Origin of the sequence: Pseudomonas sp. R5(2019) (genome assembly GCF_009905435.1) — a bacterium.
Classification (GTDB): Bacteria; Pseudomonadota; Gammaproteobacteria; order Pseudomonadales; family Pseudomonadaceae; genus Aquipseudomonas.
Genome location: NZ_JAAAMT010000012.1, coordinates 11753 through 28256 on the forward strand (window position 1 = coordinate 11753; position 16504 = coordinate 28256).

The window sequence follows — 16504 nt, forward strand, 5'->3', positions numbered from 1 at the left end:
CGCCGCCTTGCACGCACGGTAACCAGCGATACATACAGTGTCGCGGCCTGACCGCAATGCCCTCAGGCCAAAGGTTGCGATGCAGAAGGAGACGTTGAATGCCTTATAAACCGAATGATTTCCTATCCACTTACTTCAAGAGCAACGGTATCGACCTCACCAGCAAGGTCGAAGAACAGATCAATCTGGTGGCACCCAATAGCCCAAACCAGCCGCTCTACCGCGACATGATCCTCACTGTCCTGCGCATGGCCCAGGACGACCGCGATCGCTGGAACGCAAAGATTACCCTGCAGGCCTTGCGTGAACTCGATCACGCCTTCCGCGTACTGGAACAGTACAGGGACAAGCGCAAGGTCACCGTGTTCGGCTCAGCCCGAACGCCTGTCGAACACCCCCTCTATGCCTTGGCTCGTGAACTGGGCGCCGCGCTGGCACGCTCGGACCTGACAGTCATCACCGGTGCCGGCGGCGGCATCATGGCGGCGGCCCACGAAGGTGCCGGGCTGGAACACAGCCTGGGGTTCAATATCACCCTGCCCTTTGAACAACATGCCAATGCCACCGTGGAAGGCACCGACAAATTGCTGCCGTTCCACTTCTTTTTCATTCGCAAGCTGTTCTTCGTCAAGGAGGCTGACGCACTGGTGCTCTGCCCTGGCGGCTTCGGCACGCTGGATGAAGCACTGGAAGTGCTGACGCTGATCCAGACTGGCAAGAGCCCGCTGGTGCCTGTGGTGCTGCTGGATGCACCCGGCGGGACGTTCTGGAAGGAAGCGTTGAGCTTTATCAAGCGCGAGCTGGAGGACAACCGCTACATTCTGCCCAGCGACATGAAACTGATACGACTGGTCTATAGCGCCGAAGAGGCGGTCCAGCAGATCAACCAGTTCTACGGCAACTACCACTCCAGCCGCTGGCTGAAAAACCTGTTCGTGATCCGCATGCACCATGCGTTGACCGAAAATGCCTTGACCACCATGCAGACCGACTTCGCCGACCTGTGCCTGAGCGACACCTTCCATCAACATGCCTACAACGGGGAAGAGCATGACGAACCCCAGTACAGCCATCTGGCGCGGCTGGCCTTTACCTTCAATGGGCGCGATCACGGTCGTTTGCGAGCGTTGGTCGATTTTATCAACCTTGAGGAAAACTGGGTTAAACCCCAAGGGCAACAGCAGACGCCATCCGTACAACGCTCATCGCGTGAACCCCTGAAAGTCAACTGACGCCCAAAACAAAACTGCCAACCTTATGAAGGTTGGCAGCGTTGTCATTCAATCATCCAGGTCACGGCCGCTCAACAAGCGGCCCACCATCTCCATCGAATATCCCCGATAGACCAGAAAGCGCGTTTGCTTTGACCGTTCGCGCTGATCCGCAGGACGCTGGCCGGAGAATTTTCGCTGCCAGGTGTCACGCAAGTGCTCCTGCCAATCGACCCCGCTTTCTCGCAAGGCCTGCTCGATATCGGAACGCTGCAAGCCGCGCTGCCCGAGTTCTTCCCGGATGCGAACAGGACCGTAGCCAGCGCGTGCGCGATAGCCGATAAAGCTTTCCAGATAACGGGATTCACTCAGAAGACCCTCTTCCGTCAGGCGGTCGAGCGCTTCATCGATCAATTCAGGCGGGGCGCCGCGCTGACGCAGTTTACGCGTCAGCTCGACTCGACCGTGCTCGCGTCGCGCGAGCAGGTCCATGGCTGTCCGTCGCACCGCGACGGGGGTATCGAGTACTACGGACATGGGATCAGAAGTTGGCGTCGGCGTCTTCAGGCGCTTCTTCCACTTCTACTGCAGCGGCACCCGGCTTGACGGTTGGCGCGCCGGTCAGCAGCTTGTCGCGAATCTGTTTCTCGAGGGCGGCGGCGATTTCCGGGTTCTCTTGCAGGAACTTGGCGGAGTTGGCCTTGCCCTGACCGATCTTGCTGCCCTGGTAGCTGTACCACGCACCGGCCTTTTCCAGGAAACCGTGCAGAACGCCCAGGTCGATGATCTCGCCGTTCAGGTAGATGCCCTTGCCGTAGAGGATCTGGAACTCAGCCTGACGGAAAGGAGGGGCAACCTTGTTCTTGACGATCTTGACGCGGGTTTCGCTACCGACAACCTCGTCACCTTCCTTGACCGCGCCGGTACGACGGATATCCAGGCGGACCGAAGCGTAGAACTTCAGCGCGTTACCACCGGTGGTGGTTTCCGGGCTGCCGAACATGACACCGATCTTCATGCGGATCTGGTTGATGAAGATGACCAGGCAGTTGGCGTTCTTGATGTTACCGGTGATTTTACGCAGCGCCTGGGACATCAGGCGAGCCTGCAGGCCCACGTGCATGTCACCCATCTCGCCTTCGATCTCGGCCTTTGGAACCAGTGCGGCCACGGAGTCGACGATGATGACGTCAACAGCGTTGGAGCGCACCAGCATGTCGGTGATTTCCAGTGCCTGCTCGCCGGTGTCCGGCTGGGAAACCAGCAGGTCGTCGACGTTGACGCCCAGCTTGCCGGCGTATTCAGGGTCCAGGGCGTGCTCGGCATCGACGAACGCACAGGTGGCACCCATTTTTTGCGCCTGGGCGATGACCGACAGGGTCAGTGTGGTTTTACCGGAAGATTCAGGACCGTAGATTTCGACGATACGGCCTTTGGGCAAGCCGCCGATGCCCAGGGCAATGTCCAGACCGAGCGAGCCGGTGGAGATGGCCGGGATGGCCTGGCGATCGTGATCGCCCATGCGCATGACCGCACCTTTACCGAATTGACGTTCGATCTGACCCAGGGCCGCAGCCAAGGCACGCTTCTTGTTGTCGTCCATTGAAGTCCTCGTAATTCAATAAGGCCTGACGGCCAGAATAACTGTATAAGTAGCCAGTATTATTCCACAGGGTTTTGCAACCGCCTACCCCCGATTTGCTATTTCTTCGGCAGCAAGCTGGATCAGCCCCTCTAGCGCGGCCTTCACCGTTTGTCGGCGGACTTCGTCACGGTCGCCAGGGAAGTGTCGGCACTCAACCAGCTCTCGTTCGCCGGCCGACCAGGCCAGCCACACGGTACCGACCGGCTTCTGTGGCGAGCCGCCGTCCGGGCCGGCGATCCCGCTGACCGCCACGGCGAACCGTGCCCCGCTTTCGGCACGTGCACCGCGCACCATGGCCTCGACCACTTCACGGCTGACCGCCCCCACTGTGGCGAACAACGCGTCGGCAACGCCCAGCTGCTTGCTTTTCTGGGCATTGGAATAGGTCACGTAGCCGGCCTCGAACCAGGTTGAACTGCCGGCGATTCGGGTGATGGCCTCGGCAATGCCACCACCGGTACAGGACTCGGCGGTGGTGACCTGGGCATTCAGGCGGCGCAGACGCTCGCCGAGGGTGCTGGCCAGTTGGGTGATCGGGTCCATGACGCGCTCCGTTGAGGGGTTCCGGTTGCCTACCGTACACGAGGCATGCAGCCATGCAAGGGCAGCGAACCCGAGAATATGCTGCAAGCTGCGACAGCCTCCGCGGTCTCATACATAGAGTGCCGATTGCTGCCCCGCGTTCGGCAAGCGAGGGAAAATCCCTGTACTATTCGCCGCTTGCCTTATTGTCTAATCGACACTGCGAGCCACGTTTGCGCATGAGTGACCTTTCAAACCACACCCCGATGATGCAGCAGTACTGGAAGCTGAAGAACCAGCACCTGGACCAGCTGATGTTTTACCGCATGGGCGACTTTTACGAGATCTTCTACGAAGACGCGAAAAAAGCCGCGAAACTGCTGGATATCACCCTGACTGCGCGTGGGCAGTCCGCGGGCCAGTCGATTCCCATGTGCGGTATTCCGTACCATGCTGCCGAAGGCTACCTGGCCAAGCTGGTGAAGCTGGGCGAATCGGTGGTGATCTGTGAGCAGATTGGCGACCCGGCAACCAGCAAGGGCCCGGTCGAGCGCCAGGTGGTGCGCATCATTACCCCCGGCACTGTCAGTGATGAAGCCCTGCTCGATGAGCGTCGCGACAATCTGATCGCCGCCGTGCTTGGCGATGAACGCCTGTTCGGCCTGGCCGTGCTGGACATCACCAGCGGCAACTTCAGTGTGCTTGAAATCAAGGGCTGGGAAAATCTGCTGGCGGAGCTTGAGCGCATCAACCCGGTCGAGCTGATGATTCCGGACGACTGGCCGCAAGGCCTGCCCGCCGAAAAGCGCCGTGGCTCGCGCCGCCGCGCGCCGTGGGATTTCGACCGTGACTCGGCTTTCAAAAGCCTGTGCCAGCAGTTCTCGACCCAGGACCTTAAAGGCTTCGGCTGCGAGAAGCTGACCCTGGCCATCGGTGCCGCCGGCTGCCTGCTTGGCTATGCCAAGGAAACCCAGCGCACCGCCCTGCCCCACCTGCGCAGCCTGCGCCACGAACGCCTGGACGACACCGTGGTGCTCGACGGCGCCAGCCGGCGCAACCTGGAGCTGGACGTGAACCTGGCCGGTGGCCGCGACAATACCCTGCAATCGGTGATCGATCGTTGCCAGACCGCCATGGGCAGCCGCCTGCTGACCCGCTGGCTGAACCGCCCGCTGCGCGACCTTAAAGTACTCACGGCACGCCAGGGTTCGATTCGCTGCCTGCTCGAGGCCTACCGTTTCGAAAAGCTGCAGCCGCAACTCAAGGAAATCGGCGATATCGAGCGGATCCTTGCGCGTATCGGCCTGCGCAATGCCCGCCCACGCGACCTGGCTCGCCTGCGTGATGCCCTCGGCGCATTGCCAGAGCTGCAAAACGCCATGGCCGAGCTGGAAGCACCGCACCTGGCGCGCCTGGCAGCCATTGCCGGCACTTACCCGGAACTGGCCGACCTGCTGCAAAAGGCAATCATCGATAACCCGCCTGCGGTCATCCGCGATGGCGGCGTGCTGAAAACCGGCTACGACAGCGAACTCGACGAGCTGCAGTCGCTGAGCGAGAACGCCGGTCAGTTCCTGATCGACCTGGAAGCCCGCGAGAAGGCCCGCACCGGCCTTGCCAACCTCAAGGTCGGCTATAACCGCGTGCATGGCTACTTTATCGAATTGCCGAGCAAGCAGGCCGAACAGGCTCCGGGCGACTACATTCGGCGTCAGACCCTCAAGGGCGCCGAACGTTTTATCACCCCCGAACTCAAGGCCTTCGAAGACAAGGCCCTGTCCGCCAAGAGCCGCGCCCTTGCCCGGGAAAAAATGCTCTACGACGCCTTGCTCGAAACCATGATCGGGCATCTGCCGCCGTTGCAGGACACCGCTGCGGCGCTGGCCGAGCTGGATGTATTGAGCAACTTGGCCGAACGCGCGCTGAACCTGGACCTGAACTGTCCAAGCTTCGTCGAAGAGCCCTGTATGCGCATCACCCAGGGCCGTCACCCGGTAGTGGAGCAGGTGCTGACCACCCCGTTCGTGGCCAACGACTTGGCGCTCGATGACAGCACGCGCATGCTGATCATTACCGGCCCCAACATGGGCGGTAAATCGACATATATGCGGCAAACGGCGTTGATCGTGCTGCTTGCCCATATCGGCAGCTTCGTCCCGGCCGCGAGCTGCGAATTGTCGCTGGTGGACCGGATCTTCACCCGGATCGGTTCCAGCGACGACCTGGCCGGCGGGCGCTCGACCTTCATGGTCGAAATGAGCGAAACCGCGAATATCCTGCACAACGCCACCGAACGCAGCCTGGTGCTGATGGACGAAGTGGGCCGCGGCACCAGCACCTTTGACGGTCTGTCGCTGGCTTGGGCCGCAGCCGAGCGGCTGGCACAGTTGCGCGCCTGCACGCTGTTTGCCACCCACTACTTCGAGCTGACCGTACTGCCGGAAAACGAACCGCTGGTGGCCAACGTTCACCTGAACGCCACCGAGCACAATGAGCGAATCGTCTTCCTGCACCATGTACTGCCGGGCCCAGCCAGCCAAAGCTACGGCCTGGCGGTGGCGCAACTGGCCGGCGTGCCAGGGGTTGTGATCCAGCGCGCGCGGGAACACTTGAGCCGCCTGGAAACCTCAAGCCTGGCCGTTGAGACACCCGTTGCCAAACCCGGCCAGACGTCGGTCCCGCATCAAAGCGATCTGTTCGCCAGCCTGCCACATCCGGTGCTCGACGAGCTTGCGCGCACCGATATCGACAACCTGACTCCGCGTCAGGCACTCGATTTGCTCTATACACTTAAGACACGGGTCTAACGCACGCACGCTCAAGCTGATAGAATCCCGCGCGGTTTGGGAACGCCGCGGACTCCTAGCCTGGTCCGCCGGCTGCCTGACCCAAACCTGGCGGAGCCCTGTCTGGATGGGTTCCGTTGCCGCCGCCTGAGGAGAAAACGAGAAATGACCTTCGTCGTCACCGACAACTGCATCAAGTGCAAGTACACCGACTGCGTAGAAGTCTGTCCGGTGGACTGCTTTTACGAAGGCCCGAACTTCCTGGTTATCCACCCGGATGAGTGCATCGATTGTGCACTGTGTGAGCCTGAATGCCCTGCCCAAGCGATCTTCTCGGAAGACGAAATTCCGGCAGGCATGGAAAACTTTATCGAGTTGAACGCCGAGCTGGCGGATATCTGGCCGAACATCACTGAACGAAAAGATCCGCTGCCGGATGCTGAAGAGTTCGATGGCGTCAAAGACAAGCTCGCGGATCTGGAGCGCTAAACGCACCGGATTCAAAAAAGGCCCCACGAGGGCCTTTTTTTGTGGGCACGGTATTTTGCGCGCACCAGGATCAAGAGCAAGAGCACTTTTGTGCAGACAAAAAAAGGGGCGGTATGACCCGCCCACATTTTTTCCATAGTCCCTGCTTGTCCCTGTCATCATCCTGATGAATCGCTTCCTGCGATGTCCCTGGCCGTCATCCTTGATAGCCTGTGTCTGTCCGTAGACACAGTGCTGATACTAGAGGTTCTGGCGGGCGAAGCAATTGGCGAAACCTTTCAAAAAGAAACCGAAACCTGACGATACACCCAACAAACAGGCTTTGATTTCAGGCAGTTAGATAAAAACCCAAGCCCTTCCAGGCCACCTGGCCACAGCACCTGCTCACAACCGCTTACACCACGGGTAAGTGAACGCTTACACCCGTCCTCAGACCTGAAAACTCTTTGCATGGGCCAGACATGAAAACGCCCCGAACCAGTCGGGGCGATTGCATTGCAGACAGCCGAGCCTTGGTACTACTGGAACAAGGACTCGCTGGACAGCCCGTTTTTCTCGAGAATCTCGCGCAGGCGTTTCAGGCCTTCCACCTGGATCTGGCGAACCCTTTCACGGGTGAGGCCAATCTCCAGGCCAACATCTTCCAGCGTACTGCTTTCATGGCCGCGCAGACCAAAGCGGCGGACCACCACTTCACGCTGCTTGTCCGTCAACTCGCTGAGCCACTGGTCGATGCTTTGGGACAGATCGTCGTCCTGTAGCAGCTCACAAGGGTCGGTGGGGCGGTCGTCCGTAAGTGTATCGAGCAGGGTTTTGTCCGAGTCCGGGCCCAGGGAAACATCCACCGAGGAAACCCGCTCATTCAGGCCCAGCATGCGCTTGACCTCGCCTACCGGTTTTTCCAGCAGGCTGGCGATCTCTTCCGGCGAAGGCTCGTGGTCGAGCTTCTGGGTCAGTTCGCGAGCTGCGCGCAGGTAGACGTTGAGTTCCTTGACCACATGGATCGGCAAACGGATCGTGCGGGTCTGGTTCATGATTGCCCGTTCGATGGTCTGACGAATCCACCACGTGGCATAGGTCGAAAAACGAAAGCCGCGTTCAGGGTCGAACTTCTCGACCGCGCGAATCAGGCCAAGGTTGCCTTCTTCGATCAGATCGAGCAGGGAAAGGCCCCGGTTAACGTAGCGCCGGGCAATTTTCACTACCAGCCGCAGGTTGCTTTCGATCATGCGTTTGCGCCCGGCCGGGTCACCACTTTGCGACAGGCGCGCGAAGTGAACTTCTTCTTCCGGTGAGAGCAGAGGGGAAAAACCGATTTCGTTCAGATACAACTGGGTAGCATCGAGCGCACGGGTGTAATCGATGTACTTGTGTTGTTTAAGCGTGGTGGAGCTTTTAGCCTTGGTACGAACCGAAGGTACAGCAGGTTCTTCGTCGGACACCGATTCCATAACGATGTCGGCTTCCATAAGGAGCACCTCATCGTCGATGTCAAACTCCGGCGCTTCTTTGTTGAGAGCCATTGTTATAGTCCTTTGCTGAGTTCGACCTCAAGCTCTAGCGACGCCGATTCCTTGGCAGCACTAAAGCCTGTCCCCATTTACGTGAAGGAACAGGCTGGGAATGCAATCAACGACGCGGCAGGAATTGCAGCGGATCGACAGGTTTACCTTGGCGGCGAATTTCAAAATGCAGCTTCACCCGGTCAGTCCCCGTTGAACCCATTTCTGCAATTGTCTGTCCGACCTTGACCTGCTGTCCCTCCCGAACCAACAGCCTGCGGTTGTGGCCGTAGGCGCTTACGTAAGTATCGTTGTGCTTGATGATGATCAGCTCGCCGTAGCCCCGCAAGCCACTCCCGGCATAAACCACCGAACCATCAGAGGCAGCAAAAACAGGCTGTCCCAAATCACCCGCGATATCAACGCCTTTATTCAAACTACCGTTTGAAGCAAATTTACCAATCAGAATGCCGTTTGCAGGCCATGACCAGCCCCCTGTCGAACGCTCTGCGGCAGACACTGGCGTGGGCACAGGCTCGACGGCAGACGACGGGAGGGTGGACGGTACGGGCTCGATTGCAACGGTGCCATTGGCGTTCACAGGACGCTTGATGATCGTGGTTTTGCTCGAGGAGGAAGGTGAGGAACCGGACTGGGCCACCACCGTTGTCGGCGCGCCACTGGAGCGCCCGTCAAAGCGGATCGCCTGCCCCGGGCGAATCGTGTAAGGCGCCGGGATATTGTTGCGCGCTGCGAGCGCTTTGTAGTCCCAGCCATAACGGAAGGCGATGGAGAACAACGTGTCACCCTTGCGCACCACATACTGACCGGTTGTGACTGTCGGTCGTTGTGGAGCCGCACGATCGACCACGCGCGCACTGCTGGAGGAGCTGGAGGAACTGCTGCACCCTGCCAGGAAAGTGCCGAAAGCAAGACCAATCACCAGAAGCTTTAAGCTCGATAGACCCGCACGCTGCCGAATGACTGTGAGACTCACCCGCCGCTCCCTCTAGTGGTGACCAAATGAAATAATGTTGCAATTATAACCAGACGACGACGAATTACCGACGCCAAAGTAACGACAAAATTTGATTGAGCGCACTTTTCAGAGTTCGACCCGCCCATAGACCGGCGCTTTGAGACAGAATTCCCAAGTGCCAGCGCTATATTCAGGCCAAGGGCCCATGAAGCAAGGGAACGAACCGTACTGAGGCTAGCACTCGGCGCGAGAATCCATGTTCTTCACGCACGATCAGCATCAGTTGCTGCACTTCACCGACCGCGCCCACCGGGATGACCATCCGACCGCCAGGAGCCAACTGATCGAGCAGGGCCTGGGGCACTTCCGAGGCTACAGCGGTGACGATGATACCGTTGTAAGGCGCCAGCGCCGGCCAACCTTCCCAGCCATCACCCCAGCGAAACACCACGTTGCGCAGGTTCAGTGCGGCCAGGCGTTCCTTGGCCCGATCCTGCAGGACCTTGATCCGCTCGACCGAAAACACTCGCTCCACCAATTGCGCCAGGATGGCCGTCTGATAGCCCGAACCGGTGCCGATTTCCAGGACCTTGTCCAGCGGCCCGGCCTCCAGCAGCCGCTCACTCATGTGCGCCACAATGAACGGCTGGGAGATGGTCTGGTTATGGCCGATCGGCAAGGCGGTGTCTTCATAGGCGCGATGGGCCAGCGCCTCATCCACGAACAGGTGCCGGGGCGTGAGCCGAATGACATCGAGCACGCGCTCGTTGGTTACCCCTTCCTCGCGCATCCGCTGGATCAGCCGCTCGCGCGTGCGCTCGGAGGTGAAGCCGATTCCGCCTCGCATCAGGTCGTCCTGTTTTCGCATCAGCGCATCCCCTCCAGCCAACCCTTCACGCTATCGAAAGCGTCATTGAAGGTTCGGTCCAGCTGCAGTGGCGTAATCGATACGTACCCCTGCATGACCGCATGGAAGTCAGTTCCCGGACCACCGTCCTCGGCGTCCCCGGCCACCGCGATCCAGTAGCCTTCCTTGCCACGGGGATTGACCACCTTGGTCGGCGCGGCCGCGCGGGCACGATGCCCCAGGCGAGTCAGCTGGATCCCGCGTATGTGATCCAGCGGCAAGTTCGGGATGTTGACGTTCAGGACCGTGCGCGGCGCCAGGTTGAGCTGATCGTGAGCCTCCACCAGCTTGCGAGCATAGTAGGCCGCAGTCGCCAGGTTATCGGGCTGGCGCGAGAGCAACGAGAAGGCAAACGAGGTATTGCCCAGAAATCGACCCTCCAGAGCTGCCGCCACGGTGCCGGAATACAGCACGTCATCTCCAAGATTAGCCCCTAGATTGATACCCGACACGACCATATCGGGTTGATGCGACAACAAGCCGTTGAGGCCCAGGTGGACACAATCGGTCGGAGTGCCATTGAGGCTGATGAAACCATTGGCCAAAGTCTGTGGGTGCAGCGGCCGGTCCAGCGTCAGCGAACTGCTGGCCCCGCTTTTGTCCTGGTCCGGTGCAATCACTGAACACTCGGCATAGTCCGCCAGCGCAGCATGAAGCGCGGCGAGACCGGGGGCCGTAACCCCATCGTCGTTGGAAATCAGAATACGCATGGGCTGTCCGTCTGTTCTGCCGAGACCAGATCGACCAGTTCGCGCACCACAACGGTGGCGAAGCATCCGGCCGGGAGAACGAATTCCAGTTGCAGAATATCAGGCTCGGGATAATGCCATGTCAGGCCCTGGATGGGCAGTCGCAGGATGCGACGTTCGTGATCCATTCCCGCCAGGATCAGCCATTGGCATAGTGGCCAATTGACCTGCGCCACGGCCTGTTCCAGCGCGTGCGAATCACTGCCGGCCGGCGAGTCGCCAGCGCCCCACATCGGGCCGGTGGGGTGCAGGTCGAGAATCGCCAGACGCGGATCGCTGCACTCGTCAACGCCTGCCGGGAAAAAACTGCGGCTGTCGGTGAATGCCAGCAAATCGCCAACCCGTGCCGTGTTCCAGCTGCCTTCGGCAACCCGCGCCGCCAGCACCTGGTTGAACAGATAACTGCGAGCCGACGACAACAGGCGTGAACGGGTGTTGCGCTGCTCCGGCAGCGCCTGGCGCTCAGCCCAGTGCCGGGCGGCGGCGATATTGCCGCCATCATGGCCAAAGCGCTGGGTGCCAAAATAGTTGGGAACCCCTTCGGCGGCCATGCGCTCAAGCCGCGTATCCAGAGCCTTGGGATCGGCGGACAAGCCCGTCAGGCGCAAGGTGAAACCATTGGCGGAATGAGCACCGCGCTGCAGCTTGCGCTGGTGGCGGGTGCGCTTGAGGATGCGCAGCGTTTCATCTTCGGCCGCCGACAGATCCGGGTCGGCCTTGCCTGGCAAATGCAGGCTGAACCACTGGCGGGTCAGGGCTTGCCGGTCCTTGAGCCCCGCGTAGCTGATGGCCCGCACCGGAACACCGGCTGCCCGCGACAGGCGCCGGGCTGCCTCTTCGGTATTCAAACCGCGTTTTTCCACCCACAACCACAGGTGTTCGCCTTCGCCGCTCAAGGGGATATCGAGCACTTCATCGACCTGGAAATCTTCCGCGGTCGCCTTCAGTACAGCGGTGCCCAGGGCTTCACCCCAGGCGCGTGGGCCGAGCAGTTCCAGTTCGGTCATGCTGGCAGCAACAAGGCAACGGCGTGAACGGCAATGCCTTCCTCGCGACCGGTGAAGCCCAGCTTCTCGGTGGTGGTGGCCTTGACGTTGACCTGATCGAGTTCGATGGCCAGATCTTCGGCGATCAGCGTGCGCATGTTTTCAATATGGGGGGCCATTTTCGGTGCCTGGGCAACAATGGTGGCGTCGACGTTGCCAACCTTCCAGCCTTTGGCCTGCAGCAAACCCACCACGTGACGCAGCAGCACGCGGCTGTCGGCGCCTTTGAATTGAGGGTCGGTGTCCGGGAAATGCTTGCCGATGTCACCCAGGGCGGTGGCGCCGAGCAAGGCATCGCTCAAGGCATGCAACAACACATCGCCGTCGGAGTGAGCGAGCAGGCCGAAGGCGTGCGGGATTCGTACACCGCCCAAGGTAATGAATTCGCCTTCAGCGAAACGGTGCACATCATAGCCGTGGCCAATACGCATAAAAAAACGCCCTGAGTGAGTCAGGGCGTGATTCTACCTGCTTTGCGCAACCTTGGGCTCAGGATTTGCCACCCTTGCACAGAGCCTGGGCATGATGACGCAGGTGGTCGTCGATGAAGCTGGCAATGAAGTAATAGCTATGGTCGTAACCTGGCTGCAGGCGCAACTCCAACGGGTGACCGGCCGCGCGTGCCGCCTGGGCCAGCACCTCGGGCTTGAGCTGGTTGGCGAGGAAATCATCGCGATCACCCTGATCGACCAGCAGCGGCAAGCGCTCGCTCGCCTCGCTGATCAACACCGAAGCATCCCACCCGCGCCAGCGCGAACGCTCATCGCCCAGGTAGCGCGAAAACGCCTTCTGCCCCCACGGGCAATCCATCGGATTGCTGATGGGCGCGAAGGCCGATACCGACTGATACCGACCCGGGTTGCGCAAGGCGCACACCAGCGCGCCGTGACCACCCATGGAATGGCCGCTGATGCCACGTTGCCGCGAGGCAGGGAAATGCGCCTCGACCAGCGCAGGCAATTCCTTCACCACGTAGTCATGCATCTGGTAGTGCTCGGCCCAGGGCTGCTGCGTGGCGTTGAGGTAGAAGCCTGCACCCAGGCCGAAGTCCCAGGCGCCATCCGGATCTGCTGGTACGCTCGGGCCACGAGGGCTGGTGTCGGGCGCGACGATGATCAAGCCCAGCTCGGCGGCGAGCTTGTGCGCGCCGGCCTTCTGCATGAAGTTTTCATCCGTGCAGGTCAGGCCGCTCAGCCAGTACAGCACCGGCAACTTGCCGCCCTGCTCGGCCTGCGGCGGCAGGTACACCGCAAAGACCATGTCGCAGCCCAGCACTTCGGAGGTGTGGCGGTAGCGCTTGTGCCAGCCACCGAAGCTTTTCTGGCAGGAAATATTTTCCAGGCTCATGACAGACCTCAGAAATGGATGACGCTGCGAATGCTCTTGCCTTCGTGCATCAGGTCAAAGGCCTTGTTGATGTCTTCCAGCCCCATGGTGTGGGTGATGAAGGTATCCAGCGGGATTTCGCCCTTCTCGGCCATTTCCACGTAGCTTGGCAGCTCGGTGCGCCCACGCACGCCGCCAAATGCCGAACCACGCCAGACGCGACCGGTCACCAGCTGAAACGGACGGGTAGAGATTTCCTGGCCGGCACCGGCGACACCAATGATGACCGACTCACCCCAGCCCTTGTGGCAGCATTCCAGTGCCGCACGCATCAGCTGCACATTGCCGATGCACTCGAACGAAAAGTCCACGCCGCCGTCAGTCATGTCGACAATCACTTCCTGGATCGGACGATCGAAGTCCTTCGGATTGACGCAATCGGTGGCGCCCAGCTGACGGGCAATTTCAAACTTGGCCGGGTTGATGTCGATGGCGATAATCCGACTGGCCTTGGCCTTCACCGCACCAATCACGGCCGACAGACCAATGCCACCCAGACCGAAAATGGCCACGGTGTCACCGGCCTTGACCTTGGCGGTATTCAGGACTGCACCGATCCCGGTGGTCACACCACAACCGAGCAGGCAGACCTTCTCCAGCGGTGCTTTCTTGTCGATCTTGGCCACGGAAATTTCCGGCAGCACGGTGTACTCGGAAAAGGTCGAGGTACCCATGTAGTGGAACAGCGGCTTGCCGTTGTAGGAAAAGCGCGTGGTGCCGTCAGGCATCAGGCCTTTGCCCTGGGTCGCGCGAATGGCCTGGCACAGGTTGGTCTTGCCCGAGAGGCAGAATTTGCACTTCCGGCATTCCGGGGTGTACAGCGGGATCACGTGATCGCCGACCGCCACCGAGGTCACGCCTTCGCCAATCGCTTCAACGATGGCGCCACCTTCATGACCCAGGATCGAGGGGAAAATGCCTTCCGGGTCCGCACCGGACAAGGTGTAGGCGTCGGTATGGCACACGCCGCTGGCCACCACCCTCAGCAGCACTTCACCGGCCTTGGGCATCGCGACATCAACTTCGACGATCTCCAGCGGTTTCTTCGCCTCAAAGGCAACAGCGGCACGGGACTTGATCATCTTCTTCTCCTGCAGAGGTGGGCAAACATCCAATCAGTGTAATTGAGTGCCGACTGATGAATAATCAGGTCGAAGACAAAACATTATTGCTGCACAGGGATAATCATGAGCGAGAACCGCTGGGAAGGGATCGACGAATTCGTTGCCGTCGCCGAATGCTGCCAGTTCACGGCGGCAGCCGAACGACTGGGCGTATCGTCGTCTCACATCAGCCGGCAGATCGCTCGCCTCGAAGACCGCCTGCAAACGCGGTTGCTGTACCGCAGTACCCGCCGCGTCACGCTTACCGAAGCCGGCCAGACTTTCCTGCAACACTGCCAGCGGCTGCAGGATGGCCGCGAAGAGGCTTTACGTGCGATCGGCGACTTGAACAGCGAACCCAAGGGCCTGCTGCGCATGACCTGCGCGGTGGCCTATGGCGAGCGCTTTATTGTGCCGCTGGTGACGCAATTCATGGCCGCCTACCCGCAGCTGCGGGTCGATATCGAATTGAGCAATCGCACCCTGGACCTGGTGCATGAAGGGCTGGACCTGGCGATCCGCCTCGGTCGCTTGCAAGAGTCCCGACTGGTGGCGGCGCGCCTGGCGCCGCGGCGCATGTACCTGTGCGCCTCACCCTCCTACCTTGAGCGCTACGGCAGGCCGCACAGCCTGTCGGAGCTCAGCCGCCACAACTGCTTGATTGGCAGCTCGGACATCTGGCAACTGCAGCAAAACGGCCGCGAGTTCGCCCAGCGGGTCCAGGGCAACTGGCGCTGCAACAGCGGGCAAGCAGTGCTGGATGCGGCGCTGCGGGGTGTTGGTTTGTGCCAGCTACCGGATTATTACGTGCTGGAGCACTTGCGCAGTGGCGCACTGGTGTCGTTGCTCGAAGCGCACCAGCCGCCGAATACCGCGGTGTGGGCGTTGTATCCGCAGCAACGGCATCTGTCGCCGAAGGTGCGAAAGCTGGTGGATTATCTGCGCGAGGGCCTGGCCAAGCGGCCTGAGTACCAGACCGCTTCAGGTTGACTACCCCTTCCCACACCAATGGTGCGTGGGGTCTGTAGGAGCAAGGCTTGCCTGCGATGGGGCGCGCATGGGCCCTGGGGGCTGCTTCGCAGCCCATCGCAGGCAAGCCTTGCACCTACGGGGGATTGCCGGTGGATTCAGCGGCGCAGGGCCCAGCGCTGGCGTAGCCACTCCAGGTCTTCAGGGCGGGTGACCTTGATATTGTCGCTGCGCCCTTCGATCAGGCGCGGGGCCTGGCCGGCCCATTCGATGGCCGAGGCTTCGTCGGTGATCGCCGCATCGGCCACCAGGCTGTCTGCCAAAGCCCGGTGCAATGCGCCAAGGCGAAACATCTGCGGGGTGAAGGCTTGCCAGATGGTGCTGCGATCGACTGTGGCACTGACCCGACCCCGGGCGTCAGCACGCTTGAGGGTGTCACGGGCCGGGACTGCCAAAAGGCCACCAACGGGATCATCCGCCAGCTCCGCCAGCAGCTTGTCCAAGTCGGTACGGGCCAGGTTTGGCCGCGCCGCATCGTGAACCAGCACCCAATCGTCGTCTGCCGCGCCTTGTTCATGCAGCAACAACAGGGCATTGAGTACCGAGTCCGCGCGCTCACGGCCACCAGCGGCACGCTGGATACGCGCGTCGCGAGCCGATTGCAGGTGAGGCCAGTAAGGATCATCAGCCGCCAGGCTGACCACCACCCCTTTCAAGCAGGGATGGTCAAGAAAACAGTCGAGACTATGCTCCAGAATAGTTCTGCCGCCCAGTTCCAGGTATTGCTTGGGTCGGTCGGCAGCCATGCGGGCGCCAATGCCCGCGGCGGGAATCACTGCCCAGAAGGCAGGCAGGGACTGGCTCATTGCGCCATCTGGTAGAGGGTTTCACCCTCCTTGACCATCCCCAGTTCATGGCGAGCGCGTTCTTCAACGGTCTCCATGCCCTTTTTCAATTCGAGTACTTCAGCGTCCAGTACACGGTTGCGCTCCAGCAAGCGCTCGTTTTCAGCGTGCTGGTCGGCGATTTGTTGCTTCAGGTCAGCCACTTGCTTGAGGCTTCCATTGCCCACCCAGAGGCGATACTGCAGGCCACCGAGCAGCAGGAGCAAGACGAGGAACAACCAATAAGGACTGCGCATCTAGATATCCAGTGGAAAAAGACGACCGCAGCTGTGGAGCGTCTTATGGCACGAAGCCTGGCACTGGCC

At 60.6% G+C, this 16504-nt stretch carries 17 protein-coding genes; 4 read left to right on the forward strand and 13 right to left on the reverse strand.

What is annotated here, in order from left to right; all coding sequences use genetic code 11:
- Window positions 1-98: 98 nt before the first annotated feature.
- Complete coding sequence (locus GUY40_RS10335) at window positions 99-1232, forward strand: TIGR00730 family Rossman fold protein (protein WP_166568857.1); 1134 nt, start codon at window positions 99-101, stop codon at window positions 1230-1232.
- A gap of 48 nt (window positions 1233-1280) precedes the next feature.
- Here the strand turns inward: GUY40_RS10335 and recX are convergent, their stop codons facing one another.
- The 3 genes from recX to GUY40_RS10350 all read right to left on the reverse strand — a co-directional run bounded on the left by recX (window position 1281) and on the right by GUY40_RS10350 (window position 3399).
- Window positions 1281-1748, reverse strand: coding sequence for a recombination regulator RecX (recX, locus tag GUY40_RS10340; protein ID WP_166568858.1), 468 nt, complete (start codon window positions 1746-1748; stop codon window positions 1281-1283).
- 4 nt (window positions 1749-1752) lie between these two features.
- Window positions 1753-2814 (reverse strand): recombinase RecA, encoded by a 1062-nt coding sequence (gene recA / locus GUY40_RS10345; RefSeq protein WP_166568859.1) that lies wholly within the window; start codon window positions 2812-2814, stop codon window positions 1753-1755.
- A gap of 84 nt (window positions 2815-2898) precedes the next feature.
- Window positions 2899-3399, reverse strand: coding sequence for a CinA family protein (locus tag GUY40_RS10350; protein WP_166568860.1), 501 nt, complete (start codon window positions 3397-3399; stop codon window positions 2899-2901).
- Window positions 3400-3617: 218 nt separating this feature from the next.
- Here GUY40_RS10350 and mutS point away from each other — a divergent pair, with 218 nt between their 5' ends.
- Both mutS and fdxA read left to right on the forward strand, forming a co-directional pair.
- Window positions 3618-6185 (forward strand): DNA mismatch repair protein MutS, encoded by a 2568-nt coding sequence (mutS, locus tag GUY40_RS10355; RefSeq protein ID WP_166568861.1) that lies wholly within the window; start codon window positions 3618-3620, stop codon window positions 6183-6185.
- Between the two features lie 144 nt (window positions 6186-6329).
- Window positions 6330-6653, forward strand: a complete 324-nt coding sequence (gene fdxA, locus GUY40_RS10360; RefSeq protein WP_166568862.1) for a ferredoxin FdxA — start codon at window positions 6330-6332, stop codon at window positions 6651-6653.
- 518 nt (window positions 6654-7171) lie between these two features.
- Here fdxA and rpoS read toward each other — a convergent pair.
- The 8 genes from rpoS to GUY40_RS10400 all read right to left on the reverse strand — a co-directional run bounded on the left by rpoS (window position 7172) and on the right by GUY40_RS10400 (window position 14304).
- Entirely contained in the window at window positions 7172-8176 is a 1005-nt protein-coding gene (gene rpoS, locus GUY40_RS10365; protein ID WP_166568863.1) for an RNA polymerase sigma factor RpoS, read from the reverse strand.
- A gap of 106 nt (window positions 8177-8282) precedes the next feature.
- Window positions 8283-9152 carry a peptidoglycan DD-metalloendopeptidase family protein gene (locus tag GUY40_RS10370; RefSeq protein WP_166568864.1) on the reverse strand — a complete coding sequence of 290 codons (870 nt, stop codon included), beginning with the start codon at window positions 9150-9152 and terminating at the stop codon, window positions 8283-8285.
- 172 nt (window positions 9153-9324) lie between these two features.
- Complete coding sequence (locus GUY40_RS10375) at window positions 9325-10002, reverse strand: protein-L-isoaspartate(D-aspartate) O-methyltransferase (protein ID WP_166568865.1); 678 nt, start codon at window positions 10000-10002, stop codon at window positions 9325-9327.
- Window positions 10002-10751 carry a 5'/3'-nucleotidase SurE gene (gene surE / locus GUY40_RS10380; RefSeq protein WP_166568866.1) on the reverse strand — a complete coding sequence of 250 codons (750 nt, stop codon included), beginning with the start codon at window positions 10749-10751 and terminating at the stop codon, window positions 10002-10004. The genes GUY40_RS10375 and surE overlap by 1 nt, the downstream gene beginning before the upstream one ends.
- Window positions 10739-11797: a tRNA pseudouridine(13) synthase TruD gene (gene truD / locus GUY40_RS10385; RefSeq protein WP_166568867.1), complete on the reverse strand. Its 1059-nt coding sequence runs from the start codon at window positions 11795-11797 to the stop codon at window positions 10739-10741. Before truD ends, surE begins: the two co-directional genes overlap by 13 nt.
- Window positions 11794-12267, reverse strand: a complete 474-nt coding sequence (ispF, locus tag GUY40_RS10390) for a 2-C-methyl-D-erythritol 2,4-cyclodiphosphate synthase (protein WP_166568868.1) — start codon at window positions 12265-12267, stop codon at window positions 11794-11796. The genes truD and ispF overlap by 4 nt, the downstream gene beginning before the upstream one ends.
- A 58-nt stretch (window positions 12268-12325) precedes the next feature.
- Window positions 12326-13183: an S-formylglutathione hydrolase gene (gene fghA, locus GUY40_RS10395; protein ID WP_166568869.1), complete on the reverse strand. Its 858-nt coding sequence runs from the start codon at window positions 13181-13183 to the stop codon at window positions 12326-12328.
- A gap of 8 nt (window positions 13184-13191) precedes the next feature.
- Window positions 13192-14304, reverse strand: a complete 1113-nt coding sequence (locus tag GUY40_RS10400) for an S-(hydroxymethyl)glutathione dehydrogenase/class III alcohol dehydrogenase (RefSeq protein WP_166568870.1) — start codon at window positions 14302-14304, stop codon at window positions 13192-13194.
- A gap of 105 nt (window positions 14305-14409) precedes the next feature.
- On the opposite strand from GUY40_RS10400, the gene GUY40_RS10405 reads away from it, so the two are divergent.
- Window positions 14410-15315 (forward strand): LysR substrate-binding domain-containing protein, encoded by a 906-nt coding sequence (locus tag GUY40_RS10405; RefSeq protein WP_166568871.1) that lies wholly within the window; start codon window positions 14410-14412, stop codon window positions 15313-15315.
- Between the two features lie 137 nt (window positions 15316-15452).
- On the opposite strand, the gene ispD is transcribed toward GUY40_RS10405, so the two are convergent.
- Entirely contained in the window at window positions 15453-16160 is a 708-nt protein-coding gene (gene ispD, locus GUY40_RS10410; protein ID WP_166568872.1) for a 2-C-methyl-D-erythritol 4-phosphate cytidylyltransferase, read from the reverse strand.
- Window positions 16157-16435: a cell division protein FtsB gene (ftsB, locus tag GUY40_RS10415; RefSeq protein WP_166568873.1), complete on the reverse strand. Its 279-nt coding sequence runs from the start codon at window positions 16433-16435 to the stop codon at window positions 16157-16159. The genes ispD and ftsB overlap by 4 nt, the downstream gene beginning before the upstream one ends.
- Between the last annotated feature and the right edge of the window lie 69 nt (window positions 16436-16504).